The sequence below is a fragment of the Streptomyces albus subsp. albus genome (assembly GCF_000725885.1).
In the GTDB taxonomy this organism is placed as follows: Bacteria; Actinomycetota; Actinomycetes; order Streptomycetales; family Streptomycetaceae; genus Streptomyces; species Streptomyces albus.
Genome location: NZ_JODR01000012.1, coordinates 22,449 through 40,481, shown reverse-complemented (window position 1 = coordinate 40,481; position 18,033 = coordinate 22,449). Strand labels below are relative to the sequence as shown.

The following is an 18,033-nucleotide window of genomic DNA, read 5'->3' as shown; positions in this document are numbered from 1 at the left end:
TCCTTTCCGCGCCCGCGGCCCGCGGCGACCGCGCGATGCCGCGCCACGAGCCTGCCGCGCCGGGCCGCACCGTGCCCGCCCGTCCGCGCGCATCCGGTACCCCGCTCACCCGGTCGGCCCCGGCCCGCCCGCTGTGCGCGAGCGGTGCGCGTCCGTACGCGCCTAGTGTGAACAAGCGGGGCGGCAGGCCGCTCCGAACCTCCGAAAGGGGCGCGAGATGTCCGAGTCCAGTACGTCCAACCGCTCCGAGAACCGCGGCGCCTCCCAGGCGGCGGACGACAAGAGCGGCGGCCGGTCCGAGCCGACGCGGCGCGGGGGAGGCGGGCCGGCGGGCTCCAGGGGCCGAACGACCATCGCCGACGGGGTGGTCGAGAAGATCGCCGGCATGGCGGCCCGTGACGTGGTGGGGGTGCACGCGATGGGCGGCGGCATGTCCCGCACGTTCGGCGCGGTCCGCGACCGGGTGCCCGGCGGCGGCAAGTCCGTGACCCGCGGCGTCAAGGCCGAGGTCGGCGAGGTGCAGACGGCACTGGACCTGGAGATCGTCATCGACTACGGCGTCTCCATCGCCGATGTGGCCCGCTCCGTCAGGGAGAACGTCGTCTCCGCCGTGGAGCGGATGACCGGCCTGGAGGTCGTCGAGGTCAACATCGCGGTCAGCGACGTCAAGCTGCCCGACGAGGAGGACGAGGACGAAGAGGACCAGGACCGTCCCCGGTTGCAGTAGGGGCGTGGCCGCCGGGGTGAGCGCGCGCCGCGCACTGTGCCGCGGTGCCGAGCGAAGGAGCACATGATGAACATGGCCCTTGTCGGCTTGATCGCCGGCCTGGCGCTGGGATTCGCCGGGTACTTCGGCGGCTTCGGGGCCTTCCTGCTGGTCGCGGCGCTGGGCGCCGTCGGGTTCCTGGTGGGCAGGTTCGTCGACGGGGACCTGGACGCCGGGGACTTCTTCCGCGGTCGCGGCGACGAACGCCGCAGGTGACCGCGATGAGCGACACGAAGGCTCCGACCCCCTCACGGGCTCCGCTGCCCGGCTCCGAACGGGTCGCCGCCGCCGAGCGCGGCCAGACCCGGATCGCGGACCGGGTGGTCGCCAAGGTCGCGGCGCAGGCGGCACGCGAGGCCCTGCGCGGCTACCGCGCCGGCTCGGCGGCCGGCACCGGCACCGGCCAGGAGGAGGCCGACGCCCGGGCCCGCCGCCCGGCGGCTGGCCCGCCCGTACCGCAGCCCGTCGGCCGGACGACCGTCACCGTACGGGAGCGCACCGCCCGGATCCGGGTGTCGCTGGAGCTGGGCTACCCCTCCGACATCGGCGCCCAGTGCGGCGCGGTGCGGCGCCGGGTCGTCACCCGGGTGAGGGAACTGGTCGGCATGGAGGTGCCGGAGGTGGCGCTCGACATCGAGCGGCTGCACTCGGCGCACCTGCGGGGCGACAGCGCCAGGAGGGTGACGTGAGCGGCACGGAAGACACGAACCCGCAACCGGACGCCGGCGGCGGCCCCGCGCCGGGCACCACGCTGGAGAAGGAACCCGCCTCCGCCGGACCCGGCGGCCCGGGCCCCGGCCCCGACTACGCACCCGCCGGTCCGCGCGAGGGCAAGGCGGGCCGCTTCTGGGCGACACGCCGCGCCCCCGCCGCCGTCACGGCGCTGCTCCTGCTCGCCGGACTCGGATTCCTGCTGTACGACGTCGCCTCGGTGCGGGCGGGCCGCCCCGGCATGGCCTGGCGCCGCACCCTCGCCGACGAACTGGCCACCCGGCGCCTGGACGACGTCTTCGTCATGGCGGGCGCGGCCGTGGCCGCCGCGCTGGGACTGTGGCTGCTGGTGCTGGCCCTCACCCCCGGCCGCCGCTCACTGCTGACCATGCGGCCCGAGCTTCCGCAGGTCCGCGCCGGCCTCGAACGGTCCGCCGCCGCGCTGGTGCTGCGGGACCGCGCCATGGAGGTGCCGGGGGTGCAGGCCGTACGGGTGAAGGTCTCGCGCCGCAAGGTCCGCGCCCGGGCCCTGGCGCACTTCCGGGACCTGGAAGAGGTCCGCTCCGACCTCGGCGGTGCCCTCGGCGACGGCATCGACCAACTGGGCCTGGCCCGCAGGCCCGGCCTTTCCGTGCGCGTACGACGACCGGGCAAGTGACGGGAGACGAGAGCCATGCTGCGGACCGTCAACCGGGTGCTGACCGCACTGATCGGGCTGGTGCTGCTCGCACTCGGCCTGGCCGTGCTCTTCGCCGCCGCCGGACTGCCACGCCGCTGGGACCTTTCCATGCCGTCCGGCTGGCCCTGGACCCGCCCCGGCGACGTGGTGCTCACCGACGCCGACCGCACCCGCTGGACCGGGGAGGGCTGGTGGTGGCCGGTCGTCATCGCCGCCCTCGCCGTTCTGGCCCTGCTCAGCCTGTGGTGGCTGCTGGCACAACTGCGACGGCACCGGCTGGGCGAGGTGCTGGTCGACAGCGGCGACGGGGAGGGGGCGCGGCTGCGCGGCGGTGCGCTGGAGGACGTGGTGGAGGCCGAGGCGGAGGCCCAGCCGGGGGTGGACCGGGCCCGGGTGACGCTGACCGGACGGCGCCGCTCACCCCGGGCCCGGGTCGGGCTGGTGCTGGCCCCGCACGCCCAGCCGGGGCCGGTGGCGCACCGGCTGCGCGGCGAGGCCCTGCACCACGCGGCGACCTCGGCGGGGCTGGACGCCCTCCCCGCGGAGGTGCGCATGCGCGCGGCCCGCCACCGCGCCGAGCGCGTCAGCTGACCCGCCGGGCCCGCGCGGTGCCGGGCGCGGCTCAGAAACCGTGCAGGGCCCCGCCGTCCACGGGCACCATCACGCCCGTCAGATAGGAGGCCGCGGGGGAGAGCAGGAAGGCGGCGGTACGGCCGAACTCCTCGGGCGTGCCGTAGCGGCGCAGCGGGATCGCCTCGCAGTTGCGCTCCCGGGCGGCGTCCCCGTCCCCGGTCAGCGAGTCGAGGTACTGCATCCGCTCCGTCCCGATCCGCCCGGGCATCAGCCCCAGGACGCGGATGCCGCGCGGACCCAGCTCGTTGGCCAGGGTCTTGGCGAAGCCGGCCAGGCCCGGGCGCAGCCCGTTGGAGAGGGTCAGTCCGGGGATCGGTTCGTGCACCGAGGCGGACAGCACGAAACCGATCACGCCGCCCTCGCCCAGTTCCCCGGCCGCCGTGCGGGCCAGCCGGACGGCACCGAGGAAGACGCTGTCGAAGGCCGAGCGCCAGTGTTCGTCGGTGAGCTGGTCGGCGGGTACACCCGCCGGGGGACCGCCGACGCTGACCAGGAGGCCGTCGAACCGGCCGAAGCGTTCGCGGGCCGCGGCCACGACCTGCTGCGGGGTGTCCGGGGCGGCGTTGTCCGCGGCGATCCCCACCGCCCGGCCCTCGGCCCCGGACGCCTCGACGCCCAGTCGGGCCGCCGCCTCCTCGGCCGCCTTCTGGGAGCGGCCGGTGATGACGACGCGGGCGCCCTCGGCGAGCAACTGCGCGGCGGTGGCGAACCCGAGCCCGCGGGTTCCTCCGGTGACGACGTAGACGCGCTGAGAAAGTCCAAGATCCATGGTGAGCAGTGTGCCGCACACCGGCCGCCGGGCCACCGGTCAGGTGGTGACCTTCTCCGGCTCATCCGGCTTGCCGGGCTCCTTCTCCGCGTCCGGCTCCTCGTCCCCGGGCTGCTCCCCGGCCGCCGCCGTCTCCCCGGCCGCCGCCCGCTCGCGGCGCTCCTTCGCCTCCCGGCGCACCAGGACGACCCAGCCCACCGGTACCGCGCCGGTGAACAGCCACCACTGGATGGCGTACGCCATGTGCGGGCCGATGCCGCTGTGGTCGGGCTCCGGCAGCACCTCGGGCTGCTTGCCGTTCGGCTGCGGCTTCGTCTCCATGAGCTGGACGAAGCCGCCCAGCATCGGCCGGCCCACGTCCCCGGCCTGCTTCTTGCTGTTGATCAGCATGACCTGGCGGTCCGGCAGGCCCTTGGTGTCCTTGATGCCGCTGGCCTCGGTGGTCTCGTCGGGCATCATCCGCCCGGTGACGGTGACCTCGCCCCGCGGCGGCTCGGGAACCTTCGGGAAGCTGGTGAGATCGCCTTCCGAGCGGATCCAGCCCCGGTTGACGAGGATCGCCTTGCCGTCGTCGAGGACCAGCGGGGTGACGACGAAGTAGCCGATGGTGTCGCCGTCGGCCGCCGTACGGTGCCGTACGACGACCTCGTGCTCCGTGTCGTACCTGCCGTGCGCGGTGACCGTGCGGAACTTCTCGGCGGCGGCGGGCTCGCGGCCCACGCCCGTCAGCTCGGTGACCGGCACCGTGGGGGCGGCGAGGCTGGCGGCCACCTCCTCGTTGCGGGCCACCCGGCTCTCGTGGCGGTGCAGCTGCCAGAAGCCCAGCTTGATCATGACGGGGATCAGCACGAGACCGAGCAGGGTGAGGATCACCCACTGCCGGGACAACAGGAAGCGGTACACGCCTACTGACGGTACCCCTTCGGCCCTCCGCGCCCGGGCGCGGGCCCCGGGTCGCCCGAGTCGCGGCGGGGCGGGCCCGGGCGCGGCTCGCGCGCTCGGCTTCCGGGCTCCAGCTCCCGGGCCTCAGCTTCCTGCCTCAGCTCGCGGGGGCCGGGGCGACGTCCTGGAGGAGCTGGGTGAAGGCCGCCTCGTCGATGACGGGCGTGCCGAAGGAGCGGGCCTTGACGAGCTTGGAGGTGGCCGCGTCCGGGTCGTTGGTGACCAGCAGGCTGGTGAGCCGCGACACGCTGGTGGCGATGTGCAGTCCCGCCTCGATCGCGCGGTCCTCCAGCAGTTCGCGGTCCACGGAGGTGTCGCCGGAGATGGCCACCCGCATCCCCTGCACCAGCCGCCCTCCCGGTTCGTACCGCCCCGGGTTCGGGTAGGGGCAGGCGGGCCGTTTGCGGGAGGGCCGCCAGCTTCCGTAGGAGCGGTGGCCGCCGGCCGCCGGGCCGCCGCCGCGCCGCACCACCGACTCGGACCACTCGCTCAGCGGTTTGCACGCCAGCAGCGGCAGCCGTACCTGGTGCCGGGCCGCCAGATGCAGGCTGGGCCGGAAGACCTCGGCCAGTACGCGCGCGTCGTCCAGCGCGTGGTGCGCCCGCTGCTGGACGACGCCGTAGTGGGCGGCGAGCGATTCCAGCTTGTGGTTGGGCAGGGGCAGGGAGAGTTCCTTGGAGAGGGCGATGGTGCACAGCCGCTGGCGTACGGGTGCCTCGCGCCGGGCGCGGGCGTACTCCCGCGCGATCATCGACCAGTCGAAGATGGCGTTGTGCGCGACCAGGACCCGTCCGGCGAGCCGGGCGGCGAACTCGTCGGCGATCTGGGCGAAGAGCGGCGCCTCGGCCAGCGCCTCGGCCGTCAGCCCGTGGATCCAGGTGGGCCCCGGGTCCCGCTGCGGGTTGACGAGGGTGTACCAGTGGTCCTCGACCTCGCCGCGCGCGTCCAGGCGGTAGACGGCCGCCGACACTATCCGGTCGTCGCGCGCCAGCCCCGTCGTCTCGACGTCCACCACCGCGTAGCCGTCCGGGTATCCGGACGGCCAGTCGAGGGGTGGCCGGGCGTCGGCGGCGGGCTGCGCGGGGATGCGCTCGGACATCCCCTCGGTGCGTGCCGTCTGGTCTTCGAGCATGGTTCCAGAGAATACGGGGCGGTACTGACAGCGGTGTCAGGCACGCCTGCCGCGCGAGGTGCGCGGCGGCGCCGTGCGGTCTGCCGTGCGGGCGGACTGACGAGGCGTCGGAAGGGGCGAATCGGATATCGGGAGCAAACCGTCGACCAGTGCCCGTATCGTCGCCGTGAACACCTTCTCGGGGTCGGGAGGGGCGGCCAGGGCGCGGACGAGGGCGGGGTCGGTGTCCGCCGGGTCGTGCTCCCACCATCCGGGTTCGGCGGGACGCTGTTGGGGTGAGCGCTCCCGGTTGCGCTCGATCAGCACCTGACCGATGACCGAGAACTGCACGGCGCGTACCGCCTCGGCCGCGCGCGCCCCGCGCAGTCCGGCGGCGTGCGCCTCCCGGGCGAGCGCCTGCTGGGCGGCGTGGAACATCCGCTCCGTCAGGCCCCGTTCGTGCACCATCGCGACCAGATGCGGGCGGGCCAGCAACTCACGCCGCAGCGCGCGGGCCACCGAGACGATGCGGGCCCGCGGTGTGGTGCCGCGCGGCCGGATGTCGCCCAACTCCCGCACCGTGCGCTCGACGAGGGCCTCCAGCAGCGACTCGCGGTTGCCCACGTGCCAGTAGATGGAGGTGACGGCGGTGCGCAGTTCGGCGGCCAGCCTGCGCATCGTCAGTGCCTGCGGGCCGTGCTGCCGCACCAGGGCCGCGGCGGCGTCGATCACCTCGTCACGGGTGAGCGGGGCACGCTGCGGGGCGGACCGTGCGGGGTGGCGCTGCGGAGTCGGCATGATCCCCCATTCTCACCGCTGCGCGGGTCTTCACCCTTCGCGGAGATGGTTGTAACGGTGTTACAGCGTCGCGTTGGTGCGGCGCCGTCCCCGGGAGGTGTCGCGGATGGCACGAGTCAGGTACGGGCCGCGCGGGCAGGAAGCGGCCGAACGGGCACGGCGGGCGAGCGCCCGGCTCCCCGACATCTGGTCCACCGGCCTGCAGGCCGTCTGGGAGACCGACCCCGAGGTGGTGGCCGCCGTGCTGCCGCCGCCGCTCCAACCCGCCGCCCGCCCCCTCGTCCGCACCGCCGTCAGCCAGGTGGACCTGCCCGGCTACCCGCTCGGCGCCGGCTCCGTGGCCGTGGCCGCCCGGCACGCGGACGCCGACGGCTGGTACCCGCTGGTGATGCCGATGACCCACGAACGCGCCCTCATCGGCGGCCGGGAGGTGTTCGGCGAGCCCAAGAAGCTCGGCGAGGTCGGCGTCGAACGCGGGCCCGACGGCACGGTACGGGCCAAGCTGGCGCGGCACGGCATCACCTTCGTCGAGGTCACCGGCACGGTCGGCGGTGCGCTGCCGCTGCCGGAGCCCACCGCCAAGCTCGACTTCTACTTCAAGTTCCTGCCCGGCGTGGCCGGCAGCGGCTTCGACGGCGAACCGGTGCTGGTGCACTGCCTGCGCCACGAGAAGGTGCGCCGGCTCGAATCGGTCACCGGCACGGTCACCCTGCGCGACTCGCCCTACGACCCCGTGGCGGATCTGCCGGTACGCCGTCTGGTGGAGATCACCCTCGGCGAGAAGACCAGCGACCAGCGGGGCCGGGTCGCCGCCCGCGTCCGGCCCGAGGAACTGCTCCCGTACGTGCACCAGCGGTACGACGACGCGGCCCAGGTGCTCGACGGGCCTCCGCCGGGCGCGGACGGCACCGCGGGGGAGGGGAGCGTCTGATGCGGCTGGAAGCGGGACAGACCGCCGTCGTCACCGGTGCGGCCGGCGGCATCGGCCTGGCCATGGCCCGCCGCTTCGCCGCCGAAGGGCTCTCGGTCGTCCTCGCCGACGTGGAGCGTGCCCCGCTGGAGCGGGCCGCGGACGAACTGCGCGCCGCCGGCGCACGCGTTCTGGCGCGCGAGACGGACGTGAGCGACCCCGGCTCCGTCGAGGAGCTGGCCGAGGCGGTGCACGACACCTTCGGCGCCGTCCACGTCCTGTGCAACAACGCGGGCGTCGGCTCGGGCGCCGAAGGACGGATGTGGGAGCACGAACTCAACGACTGGAAATGGGCGTTCGCCGTGAACGTCTGGGGCGTCTTCCACGGCATCCGCGCCTTCGTGCCCCGCATGCTGGCCTCCGGCGAGCCCGGGCACGTCGTCAACACCTCCTCCGGCGACGGCGGTATCGCACCGCTGCCCACCGCCTCGGTGTACGCGGTGACCAAGTCGGCCGTCGTCACCATGACCGAATCCCTGTACGCGCACCTGCGGGCCGAGGGAGCGCGGGTCGGCGCCTCGGTGCTCTTCCCGGGCCCGCACATGCTGCGCACCGGCCTGTGGGAGTCGTACCGCAACCGGCCCGCCCGCTACGCCAAGACCCGCCCCCGCAAGACGCCCTACCGCAGCCTCGACCAGTGGGAGGCCGCCATGCGCGAGGCCGGGCACGAGGTGCGGTTCACCCCCGTCGAGGAGGTCGCCGGCCTCGTCGTCGAGGGCATCCGGGACGACAGGTTCTGGATGCTGCCGCCCAGCGAGCACAGCGACGCACAGATCAGGGCCCGCGCCCGCTCGATGCTGGAGCGGGCCGACCCGGACTACCTGGAGAGTTTCATCCTCGGTTAGGAGGGCCCGCCATGCAGGCGCCCCACGACGACCCGTACCTGATCATCTCCTCCGACTGCCACGCCGGGCTGCCCACCGAGCAGTACCGGCCCTATCTGGAGGCCGCCCACCACCGGGACTTCGACGAATTCCTCGCCCAGCGGCAGGCGCGCATCGAGGAGTCCACCCGGCTCGGCATCCGCAACGAGGCCTTCGCCCGCAAATGGTTCGAGGAGCACGAGGAAGGGCTGCGCGGCGGCTGGGACGCGGCCCAGCGCGTCAAGGAACTCGACGGCGACGGCGTGGCCGGCGAAGTCGTCTTCCCCGACGCCGACGCCGTGGACAGCGGCACCGCGGCCCCCTTCGGCGTCGGCCTCGGCCTGTCCGGCGACCACGACCCCGAACTGGGCATGGCCGGCGCCCGCGCCCACAACCGCTGGCTGGCCGACTTCTGCTCCGCCCACCCCGAGCGGCACTGCGGCGTCGCCCTGCTGCCCGTCACCGCCGAGCCGGACACCGTCGTCGCCGAGATCCACCGCGCCAAGGAGTCCGGTCTCGGCGCGCTGATGATCCCCGCCATGTGGGTGGACAAGGCGCCCTACCACGACCGCCGCTACGACCCGGTATGGGCCGCCGCCGCGGAGACCGGCATGCCCGTCGTCACCCACTCGGGTGCGGCGCCCCGCCACGAGTACGGCGATCACCTGGGCATCTACGTCAGCGAGGTCACCTGGTGGCCCGCGCGTCCGCTGTGGTTCCTGCTGTGGTCCGGTGCCTTCGAGCGGCACCCCGGGCTGCGGTTCGGCATCGCCGAGTCCGGCTGCTGGTGGCTGCCGAACCTGCTGTGGTTCATGGACCGGCTCTACCTGGGCGCGCACGGCGGCAAGAAGCTCTCGCCGTTCGCGGGGCTCTCCCGTCCGCCGCACGAGTACCTCGACCGCCAGGTCTTCGTCTGCGCCACCAACACCAAACGCCGCGAACTGGCCCAGCGCTACGAGATCGGCGTCGACAACATCCTGTGGGGCAGCGACTTCCCGCACCCCGAGGGCACCTGGCCGAACACCCGCGGCTGGCTGCGCGACACCTTCCACGACATCCCCGTCACCGAGACCCGCCGGATGCTGGGCGAGTCAGCCGCCGAGATCTTCGGCTTCGACACCGCAGCCCTGGCACCGCTCGCCCGCCGGATCGGCCCCACCCCCGCCGACCTGGGCCAGCCCGCCGACCAGCGGCCCGTCGAGGAGTCCTGGCGCCGCGCCCGTACGACAGGGCGGCACTGGCTGACCGGCGGCGACTTCCCGTTCGTGGGGAGGGACACATGACCGGCCCGGCACACCGCTACACCGTCATCTCCGCCGACTGCCACGCCGGCGCCGACCTGCCGGACTACAAGCCCTATCTGGGCAAGCGCTGGCACGACGAGTTCGACGCCTGGGCGGCCACCTACGTCAACCCGTACGAGGACCTGCTCGCCGACACCGCCGACCGCAACTGGAACTCCGGGCGGCGGCTGGCCGAGCTGGAGGCGGACGGCATCGTCGCCGAGGTCGTCTACCCCAACACCATCCCGCCGTTCTTCCCCTCCGCGTCGCTCATGGCCCCCGTGCCCGGCAGCGCCGAACTGGAGCGGCGGTGGGCCGGACTGCGCGCCCACAACCGGTGGCTGGCCGACTTCTGCGCCGCCGCGCCGGGGCGGCGGGCCGGGGTCGCGCAGATCCTCCTCAACGACGTCGAGCAGGCTGCGGCGGAGGTGCGGTGGGCCCGCGCGAACGGGCTGAGCGGCGGTGTGCTGCTGCCCGGCGTCCCCCCGGGCTCCGGCATCCCCGAGCTGTACTCACAGGCCTACGACCCGCTGTGGGCCGTCTGCGCCGAACTGGACGTCCCGGTCAACCACCACGGCGGCTCCGCCTCGCCCCAGCTGGGCGACGAGCCCGCCGCCCGCGCCGTCTTCATGGTCGAGACCACCTGGTTCTCGCACCGCGCCCTGTGGCACCTGACCTTCGGCGGTGCCTTCCGGCGCCACCCCGGGCTGCGGCTGGTGCTGACCGAGCAGGGCTCCGGATGGATACCCGGCGTGCTGGAGATGCTCGACTACTACCACGGCCGCCTGGCCGCCGCCGCGGGCCGCACGGCCACCGCCGAGGCGAAGTTCGGCGCCGGACTGGCCGCCGCGATGGGCGCCCGCCCCAGCGAGGTGTGGCACGACAACTGCTACGTCGGGGCCAGCTTCATGCGGCCCCACGAGGTGCCGCTGCGTTCCCGCATCGGACAGGACAAGATCATGTGGGGCAGCGACTATCCGCACGACGAGGGCACCCACCCCTACTCACGGGAGGGGCTGCGCATCGCGTTCGCGGGGCTGCCCCCGCAGGAGGTCGCCGCCATGGTGGGCGGCAACGCGGCACGGGTGTACGGCTTCGACCTGGCGCTGCTCGACCCCATCGCGGCCCGGGTCGGCCCCACGGTCGAGGAGATCGCCGAGCCGCTGACGGAGATCCCGGCCGAGGCGACCAGCCCGGCGTTCGCCCCCGAGGGAAGGGTCCGCGTCTGGTGACGCGGAGCCGCCGTGGCAGCGGCACCTCGGCCGCCGCTGCCACGGCGTTGCGGGCCGGCCCGCACCACCGGGACCCGCCGCCTCGACGGCCTCCGCACCGGCGCGGCGGCCTCCGCACCGGCGCGGCGCCTGCTCGCGCCGGCGCGGCGCGCGCCTGCCGGCTTCCCGGATCGTCCGTGAGGCGGGCGTCTGCTCTCGGTGTCTGTGAGGCGCCCGGCTGCTCTCCGAGTCCGCGAGGTGGGCGCCCTTCGTGCCCGGTGAGTGCCCGTCGCCCCCGCCCGCGAGGCGCGCCCGCCGCCCTCGGCGCCCGTCCTCCGCGTCGCCCGCCCGCTCTCCGGGTCCGCGAGGTGAGCGTCGGTTCTCGACGCCCGTGAGGTGCGCCCCCCGACGCCCGGGTGAGCGCCCGCCCTCACCAGAGTGGGGCGGCGCCCCGTCCCTCCTCGCCCGCGCGGCGTGCCCACCATCGCCCCTCCGTGAAGCGCCCGCCCTCCGTACCGGCGCGGCGCCCCGCCTGCTCTCCCAATGCCCGTGAGGCGGGCGCCCGTTCCCGCGTGTTGTTGACGGTTTTTCGCATACGCACGAGTAACAACCCCTGGCGGGACCGCGCCCGGCACCCTTACCTTCCTGACATGCCGTCCAACTTGCCCGACGTCGTGCTGTGGTCCGTCCCTGCCTTCGTCCTGCTCACCGTCGTCGAGATGGTCAGCTACCGCCTGCACCCGGACGAGAAAGCCGCCGGATACGCGGCCAAGGATGCCGCGACCAGCATCACCATGGGGCTCGGCAGCCTGGTCTTCGACGCGCTGTGGAAGATACCCATCGTGGCCGTCTACGCGGCGGTCTACGAACTGACGCCCCTGCGCGTACCGCTCCACTGGTGGACGCTCGTGCCGATGCTGCTCGCGCAGGACTTCTGCTACTACTGGTCCCACCGCGGACACCACGTCATCCGCATCCTGTGGGCCTGCCACGTCGTGCACCACTCCAGTCGCAAGTTCAACTTGACGACCGCCCTGCGCCAGCCGTGGACCACCTGGACGGTCTGGCCGTTCTACCTGCCGCTGATCGCCCTGGGCGTGCACCCGGCCGCCCTCGCGTTCTGCTCCTCGGCCAACCTGGTCTACCAGTTCTGGATCCACACCGAACGCATCGGCAAGCTGCCCCGCCCCGTCGAGTTCGCCTTCAACACGCCCTCGCACCACCGGGTCCACCACGCCTCGCAGGGCTCCTACCTGGACCGCAACTTCGGCGGCATCCTCATCGTCTGGGACCGGCTCTTCGGCTCCTTCGTCCCCGAGACCGACCGGTGTGTCTTCGGGCTGACCAAGAACATCGACACCTACAACCCGCTGCGCGTGGCCACCCACGAATACGTGGCCATCGCCCGGGACCTACGCCGCGCCCGCAGCTGGCGCGAGCGGGGCGGACGCATCTTCCGCGGCCCCGGCTGGCAGCCGGCCGACCGGCCGCAGGGCGGCCGACAGCCGGGCGACGACCGGCTGCGGGGCGGAGAGCCGGTCTCCGCGCTGTCTCCCTCCAGCGGTCCGGCCGGCCCGCCCGCCTGACACCGATCCGCCGATCCGCCGTCCCCTTGCCGGCGCAGCCGGACATTCGGGGCCGGACATACGGCGCCGGACATACGGAGGCCCCGCGCACGGAGGCACAGACGCACGGGGGCCGGGCCGCTCGGAAGCGGCCCGGCCCCGGCTTCTCCCCGCCGGCCCCGCACCGGGCGCGTCGCACCCGGCCCGGGACCCGTCAGAGGGTGAGCGTCACTTCGTGACGGCCGCCAGCGCGTCCACCAGTCCGTGACCGTAGAAGCTGTTGTTGCCCTTCACACCGGTGCACTTGGCCGCGTAGGTGCCCTTGCCGTCCGGGTCGTAGCTCGCCGGGCACGGCAGGGTCTGCGCCTGGGCCTTCAGCAGCCAGGAAATCTCCTGGGCGCTCGACTTGGGGTGGGTGCTCTTGAGCAGCGCAGCCACGCCCGCGACCTGCGGGCCCGCCATCGAGGTGCCCTGGAGGTAGGCGTACTCGCCGTTCGGCATGGTGGACAGCACGCCGCCGTCCTTGGCCGGCTCGTCCGGGGTCTGGAAGGCCCGGTCACCGCCCGGGGCCGTCACGTCGATCTGGTTGCGGCCGTAGTTGGAGTAGTACGACTTGAGGTTCTCCGGGCCCGTCGCCGAGACGGAGGTCGCGCCCTCCAGCATCGTGGGCACGTCCGGGCAGGACGCCGGGTTGATGGTGCGCTTGACCGGCGTGCTGTCGTTCGGGCTGGAGTCGTCGACGATCTGCGCCGCCGCGTGGTCGTGCGAGGAGTTGCCCGCGGAGGTGACCGTGGTGACGCCCTTGCGCTGCGCGTACTTGACGGAACGCTGCACCGCGTCGGCGATCGCCTTCTGGTCGGCCTGGTCGTCGCAGTTGTACAGCCACGGGTCGACGTAGTAGCTGTTGTTGGTGACCGAGACGCCGTGGTCCGCGGCGAAGACCATCGCGCAGACGACCGCCTCGCCGTAGAACAGCGAGGTCTCCGGCTCGCTCACCTTGATGGACGAGACCTTGACGCCGGGCGCGGTGCCCGCGATGCCGACGCCGTTGCGGTCGGCCGCGATGATGCCCGCCACGTGGGTGCCGTGGTAGTCCTCGTCCGGGTTGTACGGGCGCCAGGCGCCGCGCGAGGTGTCGGCCTTGCCGCCGACGCAGTTGGCGGACTGCTTCGCGGAGAAGTTGGCCTTCAGATCCGGGTGGGTGTCGTCCACGCCGGTGTCGATGACTCCGACGGTGACCTTCTTGCTGCCCTCGTTGACCAGGGCGGCCTTGTCGGCCTTGATGGCCCGCTTGTCCCACTGGAGGGACTCCAGCGGCTCCTGGCCGTTGGCCTGCGCCTTCGCCAGCGTGGACGCCTTCTTCGGCTCCTTGACGAAGACCGGCTTGCCCACCTCGGTGGTGGTCGCGGCCTGGAGCGGGGCGGTACGCGTGGCGCCCGCGGAGTCGACTCCCTTGACCGCGCGGAGGGTCTGGCCGAACTCCGGGTTGGCGGAGTGCGCGACGATGACGCCTATCTTCTTGTACGTCGCGACGACCTTGCCGTCAGCTTCGCGTATCTCCTTCTTGACACGTTCGACGGTACCGCCGTCGGTCGCCGTGTTGACGACGTAGCTGAGCTTCTCGCCCGCCTTCGCCTTCGGCGCAGCGGTGTCCGTGGTGCTCTGCGCATTCGCCGCGGCGGCGCCCGCCAGGCCCAGCGAAGCGGTCAGCACCAGTCCCAGCGGCACCGCGAGAGCACGCCGCCGCTTGGAAGGTCTCGGATCCATGGGGTCTCCATGTCGTCTGAAGTTGTCCACGAATGACGGAAGTTATCCCTGAGCGGCAGGTGACTGCAATGGATTGATGGAGAAAGTCCGAAGGCGTTGCGGAGCGAAGATCGGCTTTGACTGTTTCCTCAGCCGCCCCCTGTCGTCACGACCGGGCTCGCCTTACGATGCGCGCACCATGCGCCACTTGAGACGTGGATCACACTCTTCCGTTCGTACCGTCCCCTCGCGAACCGACTGGAGTCATCGTGGACACCGCCCCTGAGCACGCGCCCTCCGGCCCACCGGACGGCCGGGACTACACGGACGTGCAGAACAGCGCCGAATTCGGCGAACTGCGGAGCCGCTACCGCACGTTCGTCTTTCCGCTCACCGTCGCGTTCATCGTCTGGTACCTGCTCTATGTGCTGCTCTCCAACTACGCGGGCGGCTTCATGGGCACCAAGGTCGCGGGCAACCTCAACGTCGCCTTCGTCCTCGGCCTCGCCCAGTTCGTCACCACGTTCCTGATCGCCTGGTGGTACTCGCGCTTCGCCGCCGCCAAGCTCGATCCGAAGGCGCACGCACTCAAGACGCGGCTGGAGGCCGAGGACCTGAGCCGGACAACCGGAGCCGGCATCGGCCACCAGGCCGACCCCCGCGACGAGGACAAGGGCGAACTCGCCGGTCAGGAGGACGACGCATGAGCGCCACCACCCACGCACTCGCGGCCCCCACCGCTCAACTGGCCGCCGAGGGGGCGAGCGAGCACCGCCCGCTGATCATCACCCTGTTCTCCCTCTTCGTCGTCATCACCCTCGCCGTCACCGTCTGGGCGGGCCGCCGCACCAAGGACGCCACCGACTTCTACGCGGGCGGCCGGCAGTTCAGCGGCTTCCAGAACGGCCTGGCCATCTCCGGCGACTACATGTCCGCCGCGTCCTTCCTGGGCATCGCCGGCGCCATCGCCCTGTCCGGGTACGACGGCTTCCTGTACTCCATCGGCTTCCTCGTCGCCTGGCTCGTGGCCCTGCTGCTGGTCGCCGAGCCCCTGCGCAACTCCGGCCGCTACACCATGGGCGACGTCCTCGCCTACCGGATGCGCCAGCGGCCCGTCCGTACGGCCGCCGGGGTCTCCACCATCATCGTGTCGATCTTCTACCTGCTCGCCCAGATGGTCGGCGCCGGCGCGCTCGTCGCCCTGCTGCTGGGCATCACCGGCGAAACCGGCAAGAACCTGATCGTCGTCTTCGTCGGCATCATCATGATCCTCTACGTGACGATCGGCGGGATGAAGGGCACCACCTGGGTCCAGATGATCAAGGCGTGCCTGCTGATCGGCGGCACCGTCATCATCACCGTCCTGGTGTTCCACAAGTTCAACTGGAACCTCTCCACCCTGCTCGGCGCCGCCGCCGAGAACAGCGGCAAGGGTGCCGCGTTCCTGGAACCCGGACTCAAGTACGGCGCCACCGCCACCTCGAAGATCGACTTCCTGTCGCTCGGCATCGCCCTCGTCCTGGGCACCGCGGGGCTGCCGCACATCCTCATCCGCTTCTACACCGTGCCCACCGCCAAGGCCGCCCGGAAGTCCGTCAACTGGGCCATCGGCATCATCGGCGTCTTCTACCTGATGACCATCGCCCTCGGCTTCGGCGCCGCCGCCCTGCTCACCCCCAAGACGATCACCGACTCCAACGCCGCGGGCAACACCGCAGCGCCCCTCCTCGCACAGGAGATCGGCGGCGGAGCGGACTCCACCGGCGGGGCCGTACTGCTCGCGATGATCTCCGCGGTGGCCTTCGCCACCATCCTCGCCGTCGTCGCCGGCCTGACCCTGGCGTCCTCCTCGTCCTTCGCGCACGACCTGTACGCCAACGTCATCCGCAAGGGCCAGGCCACCGAGAAGGAGGAGGTCAAGGCCGCCCGCGTCTCCGCCGTCATCATCGGTGCCGTCGCCATCGGGCTGGGCATCTTCGCCGGCAAGCTCAATGTCGCCGGTCTGGTGGCGCTCGCGTTCGCCGTCGCGGCGTCCGCGAACCTGCCCACCTTGCTCTACAGCCTCTTCTGGAAGAGGTTCACCACGACGGGCGCGCTGTGGTCCATCTACGGAGGGCTCGTCTCCTCCGTCCTGCTGGTGTTCTTCTCACCGGTCGTCACCGGCAAGGAGACCTCGATGTTCCCCGGCGTCGACTTCGCCTGGTTCCCGCTGGAGAACCCCGGGCTCATCTCCATTCCGCTGGGCTTCCTGCTCGGCTGGGTCGGCTCCCTGCTGTCGCGGGACGAGGCTGCGGGCGGCAAGAAGTACGCCGAACTGGAAATCCGCTCCATGACGGGCCTGGGCGCCCACTGAGCCCGCAGCCGTCGGGCCGGGGCGTCCCGCCCTGTGGCGGACCCCGGCCCGACGGCGAATCGCGAAGCCCCCCGCTGGTGCGACCCCCGCGAGGGGGTGGCCCTCGCACCTGCGAGCCCCCATCGGCCCAAGCTGTCGGATCCCACAACAGTGACTTACGCTGCGAAGCAGATCACGCACATGGGAGGCCCTCAGCATGCTGCTGGACACCTACGGCCGGGTCGCCACGGACCTACGCGTCTCGCTGACCGACCGCTGCAACCTGCGCTGCACCTACTGCATGCCGGAAGAGGGCCTGCAGTGGCTGGCGAAGCCCGACCTCCTGACGGACGACGAGATCGTCCGGCTCATCCGGATCGCCACCTCGCAGCTCGGCGTCGAGGAGGTCCGCTTCACCGGTGGTGAACCGTTGCTGCGTCCGGGACTGACGGGCATCGTGGCGCGCTGCGGCGAGCTGGAGCACCGTCCCAGGATGTCGTTGACGACGAACGGTATCGGTCTGGACCGGACGGCCGAGGCGCTCCGCGAGGCCGGTCTGGACCGGGTGAACGTTTCGCTGGACACCCTGGACCCGGACACCTTCCAGCGCATGACGCGCCGCAAGCGTCACGCGGACGTGCTGCGGGGCCTGGCCGCGGCGCGCGCGGCGGGCCTGACACCGGTGAAGGTGAACGCCGTGCTGATGCCCGGCCTCAACGACCAGGAGGCTCCCGACCTGCTGGAGTGGGCGCTGGAGGAGGGCTACGAGCTGCGGTTCATCGAGCAGATGCCGCTGGACGCCCAGCACGGCTGGCAGCGGGAGGGGATGATCACGGCGGGGGACATCCTGGCGGCGCTGCGTGAGCGCTTCACCCTGACGCCCGAGGGCGAGGGGGAGCGGGGTTCCGCGCCGGCGGAGCGCTGGCTGGTGGACGGCGGCCCGGCGCGGGTGGGGGTCATCGCGTCGGTGACCCGCCCGTTCTGCCGGGCCTGCGACCGTACGCGGCTGACGGCGGACGGGCAGGTGCGTACGTGTCTGTTCGCCACCGAGGAGTCGGATCTGCGGGGCGCGCTGCGGTCCGGCGCGGACGACGCGCGGATCGCCGAGCTGTGGCGCAAGGCGATGTGGGGCAAGAAGGCGGGGGCAGGGATCGACGATCCGTCGTTCGTGCAGCCGCAGCGACCGATGTCGGCGATCGGCGGCTGAGGGGGCGGACGCCCCCGTCGCGCCGAGGGCCCGCACGCATGGAGCCCTCCGGCGGCGAGGAGGGCGGCTCCTACCGCCGGTGCTCTTCCCCGGTGCCGGCCGGCTCCCATTCGGCCAGCGGCACGGTGTCCTTGAGGAAGCCGCGGACACCGAGGAACGTGGCGAGGTGCTCACGGTGTTCCTCGCACGCCAGCCACGTCTTGCGGCGGTCGGGCGTGTGCAGCTTCGGGTTGTTCCAGGCCAGCACCCAGACGGCCGCCGCGCGGCAGCCCTTGGCGGAACAGATGGGGGTCTCGGGCCCCTCGCTGGGGGAGGTGGGGGAAGGGATCACCCTTCCATCCTCTCTCAGGGGCCGGACACCTTCTCCAAGGGTCCGGACAACAAGCGACGCCGGGCAGCCACGGGGGGAGCCGCCCGGCGTCGGTCCATCGCTCCGACGGGGGATGC

General features: G+C 72.7%; 18 protein-coding genes and 1 pseudogene. 13 read left to right on the top strand and 6 right to left on the bottom strand.

Annotated features, from left to right (window positions below; all coding sequences use genetic code 11):
* Nucleotides 1-217 precede the first annotated feature (217 nt).
* The 5 genes from IO40_RS0114870 (at nucleotide 218) to amaP (ending at nucleotide 2,747) form a co-directional block, all read left to right on the top strand.
* The gene (locus IO40_RS0114870) at nucleotides 218-727 is read left to right on the top strand and encodes an Asp23/Gls24 family envelope stress response protein (RefSeq protein ID WP_016468129.1); all 510 of its coding nucleotides are present in this window, start codon (nucleotides 218-220) and stop codon (nucleotides 725-727) included.
* A 66-nt stretch (nucleotides 728-793) separates the two neighbouring features.
* Complete coding sequence (locus IO40_RS0114865) at nucleotides 794-982, top strand: hypothetical protein (protein ID WP_016468128.1); 189 nt, start codon at nucleotides 794-796, stop codon at nucleotides 980-982.
* A 5-nt stretch (nucleotides 983-987) separates the two neighbouring features.
* Nucleotides 988-1,455 carry a hypothetical protein gene (locus tag IO40_RS0114860; RefSeq protein WP_041968939.1) on the top strand — a complete coding sequence of 156 codons (468 nt, stop codon included), beginning with the start codon at nucleotides 988-990 and terminating at the stop codon, nucleotides 1,453-1,455.
* Nucleotides 1,452-2,135 carry a DUF6286 domain-containing protein gene (locus tag IO40_RS0114855; protein ID WP_031175539.1) on the top strand — a complete coding sequence of 228 codons (684 nt, stop codon included), beginning with the start codon at nucleotides 1,452-1,454 and terminating at the stop codon, nucleotides 2,133-2,135. Before IO40_RS0114860 ends, IO40_RS0114855 begins: the two co-directional genes overlap by 4 nt.
* Nucleotides 2,136-2,150: 15 nt before the next feature.
* Nucleotides 2,151-2,747: an alkaline shock response membrane anchor protein AmaP gene (amaP, locus tag IO40_RS0114850; protein ID WP_030408686.1), complete on the top strand. Its 597-nt coding sequence runs from the start codon at nucleotides 2,151-2,153 to the stop codon at nucleotides 2,745-2,747.
* A 31-nt stretch (nucleotides 2,748-2,778) separates the two neighbouring features.
* Here the strand turns inward: amaP and IO40_RS0114845 are convergent, their stop codons facing one another.
* From IO40_RS0114845 to IO40_RS0114830, 4 genes are all read right to left on the bottom strand, one after another.
* On the bottom strand, nucleotides 2,779-3,558 hold the full coding sequence (locus tag IO40_RS0114845) for an SDR family oxidoreductase (RefSeq protein WP_031175538.1): 780 nt from the start codon (nucleotides 3,556-3,558) through the stop codon (nucleotides 2,779-2,781).
* Nucleotides 3,559-3,597: 39 nt separating this feature from the next.
* Complete coding sequence (locus IO40_RS0114840) at nucleotides 3,598-4,461, bottom strand: SURF1 family cytochrome oxidase biogenesis protein (RefSeq protein WP_031175537.1); 864 nt, start codon at nucleotides 4,459-4,461, stop codon at nucleotides 3,598-3,600.
* A 136-nt stretch (nucleotides 4,462-4,597) separates the two neighbouring features.
* A complete protein-coding gene (locus IO40_RS0114835) occupies nucleotides 4,598-5,632 on the bottom strand; it encodes a DEDDh family exonuclease (RefSeq protein WP_030408689.1) in 1,035 nt (344 codons plus the stop codon).
* Between the two features lie 36 nt (nucleotides 5,633-5,668).
* Nucleotides 5,669-6,409 (bottom strand): TetR/AcrR family transcriptional regulator, encoded by a 741-nt coding sequence (locus IO40_RS0114830; protein ID WP_030408690.1) that lies wholly within the window; start codon nucleotides 6,407-6,409, stop codon nucleotides 5,669-5,671.
* A 106-nt stretch (nucleotides 6,410-6,515) separates the two neighbouring features.
* On the opposite strand from IO40_RS0114830, the gene IO40_RS0114825 reads away from it, so the two are divergent.
* From IO40_RS0114825 to IO40_RS0114805, 5 genes are all read left to right on the top strand, one after another.
* Nucleotides 6,516-7,340, top strand: coding sequence for an acetoacetate decarboxylase family protein (locus tag IO40_RS0114825; protein ID WP_030408691.1), 825 nt, complete (start codon nucleotides 6,516-6,518; stop codon nucleotides 7,338-7,340).
* Nucleotides 7,340-8,224, top strand: coding sequence for an SDR family NAD(P)-dependent oxidoreductase (locus IO40_RS0114820; RefSeq protein WP_016468119.1), 885 nt, complete (start codon nucleotides 7,340-7,342; stop codon nucleotides 8,222-8,224). Before IO40_RS0114825 ends, IO40_RS0114820 begins: the two co-directional genes overlap by 1 nt.
* A gap of 11 nt (nucleotides 8,225-8,235) precedes the next feature.
* The gene (locus IO40_RS0114815) at nucleotides 8,236-9,525 is read left to right on the top strand and encodes an amidohydrolase family protein (RefSeq protein ID WP_030408693.1); all 1,290 of its coding nucleotides are present in this window, start codon (nucleotides 8,236-8,238) and stop codon (nucleotides 9,523-9,525) included.
* A complete protein-coding gene (locus tag IO40_RS0114810; protein ID WP_031175536.1) occupies nucleotides 9,522-10,757 on the top strand; it encodes an amidohydrolase family protein in 1,236 nt (411 codons plus the stop codon). Before IO40_RS0114815 ends, IO40_RS0114810 begins: the two co-directional genes overlap by 4 nt.
* A 629-nt stretch (nucleotides 10,758-11,386) precedes the next feature.
* Nucleotides 11,387-12,322, top strand: a complete 936-nt coding sequence (locus tag IO40_RS0114805; RefSeq protein ID WP_031175535.1) for a sterol desaturase family protein — start codon at nucleotides 11,387-11,389, stop codon at nucleotides 12,320-12,322.
* Nucleotides 12,323-12,529: 207 nt separating this feature from the next.
* Here IO40_RS0114805 and IO40_RS0114800 read toward each other — a convergent pair whose 3' ends face one another.
* Entirely contained in the window at nucleotides 12,530-14,068 is a 1,539-nt protein-coding gene (locus IO40_RS0114800; RefSeq protein WP_016468115.1) for a S8 family peptidase, read from the bottom strand.
* 248 nt (nucleotides 14,069-14,316) lie between these two features.
* Here IO40_RS0114800 and IO40_RS0114795 point away from each other — a divergent pair.
* The 3 genes and pseudogenes from IO40_RS0114795 to moaA form a co-directional block, all read left to right on the top strand.
* Nucleotides 14,317-14,652 (top strand): annotated as a pseudogene (locus tag IO40_RS0114795) (DUF485 domain-containing protein); the annotation flags it as partial.
* Nucleotides 14,653-14,750: 98 nt separating this feature from the next.
* Nucleotides 14,751-16,400 (top strand): solute symporter family protein, encoded by a 1,650-nt coding sequence (locus tag IO40_RS0114790; protein WP_016468113.1) that lies wholly within the window; start codon nucleotides 14,751-14,753, stop codon nucleotides 16,398-16,400.
* Between the two features lie 196 nt (nucleotides 16,401-16,596).
* Nucleotides 16,597-17,586 (top strand): GTP 3',8-cyclase MoaA, encoded by a 990-nt coding sequence (moaA, locus tag IO40_RS0114785; RefSeq protein ID WP_016468112.1) that lies wholly within the window; start codon nucleotides 16,597-16,599, stop codon nucleotides 17,584-17,586.
* 70 nt (nucleotides 17,587-17,656) lie between these two features.
* On the opposite strand, the gene IO40_RS0114780 is transcribed toward moaA, so the two are convergent.
* Nucleotides 17,657-17,917 (bottom strand): hypothetical protein, encoded by a 261-nt coding sequence (locus IO40_RS0114780; protein WP_016468111.1) that lies wholly within the window; start codon nucleotides 17,915-17,917, stop codon nucleotides 17,657-17,659.
* Nucleotides 17,918-18,033 lie beyond the last annotated feature (116 nt).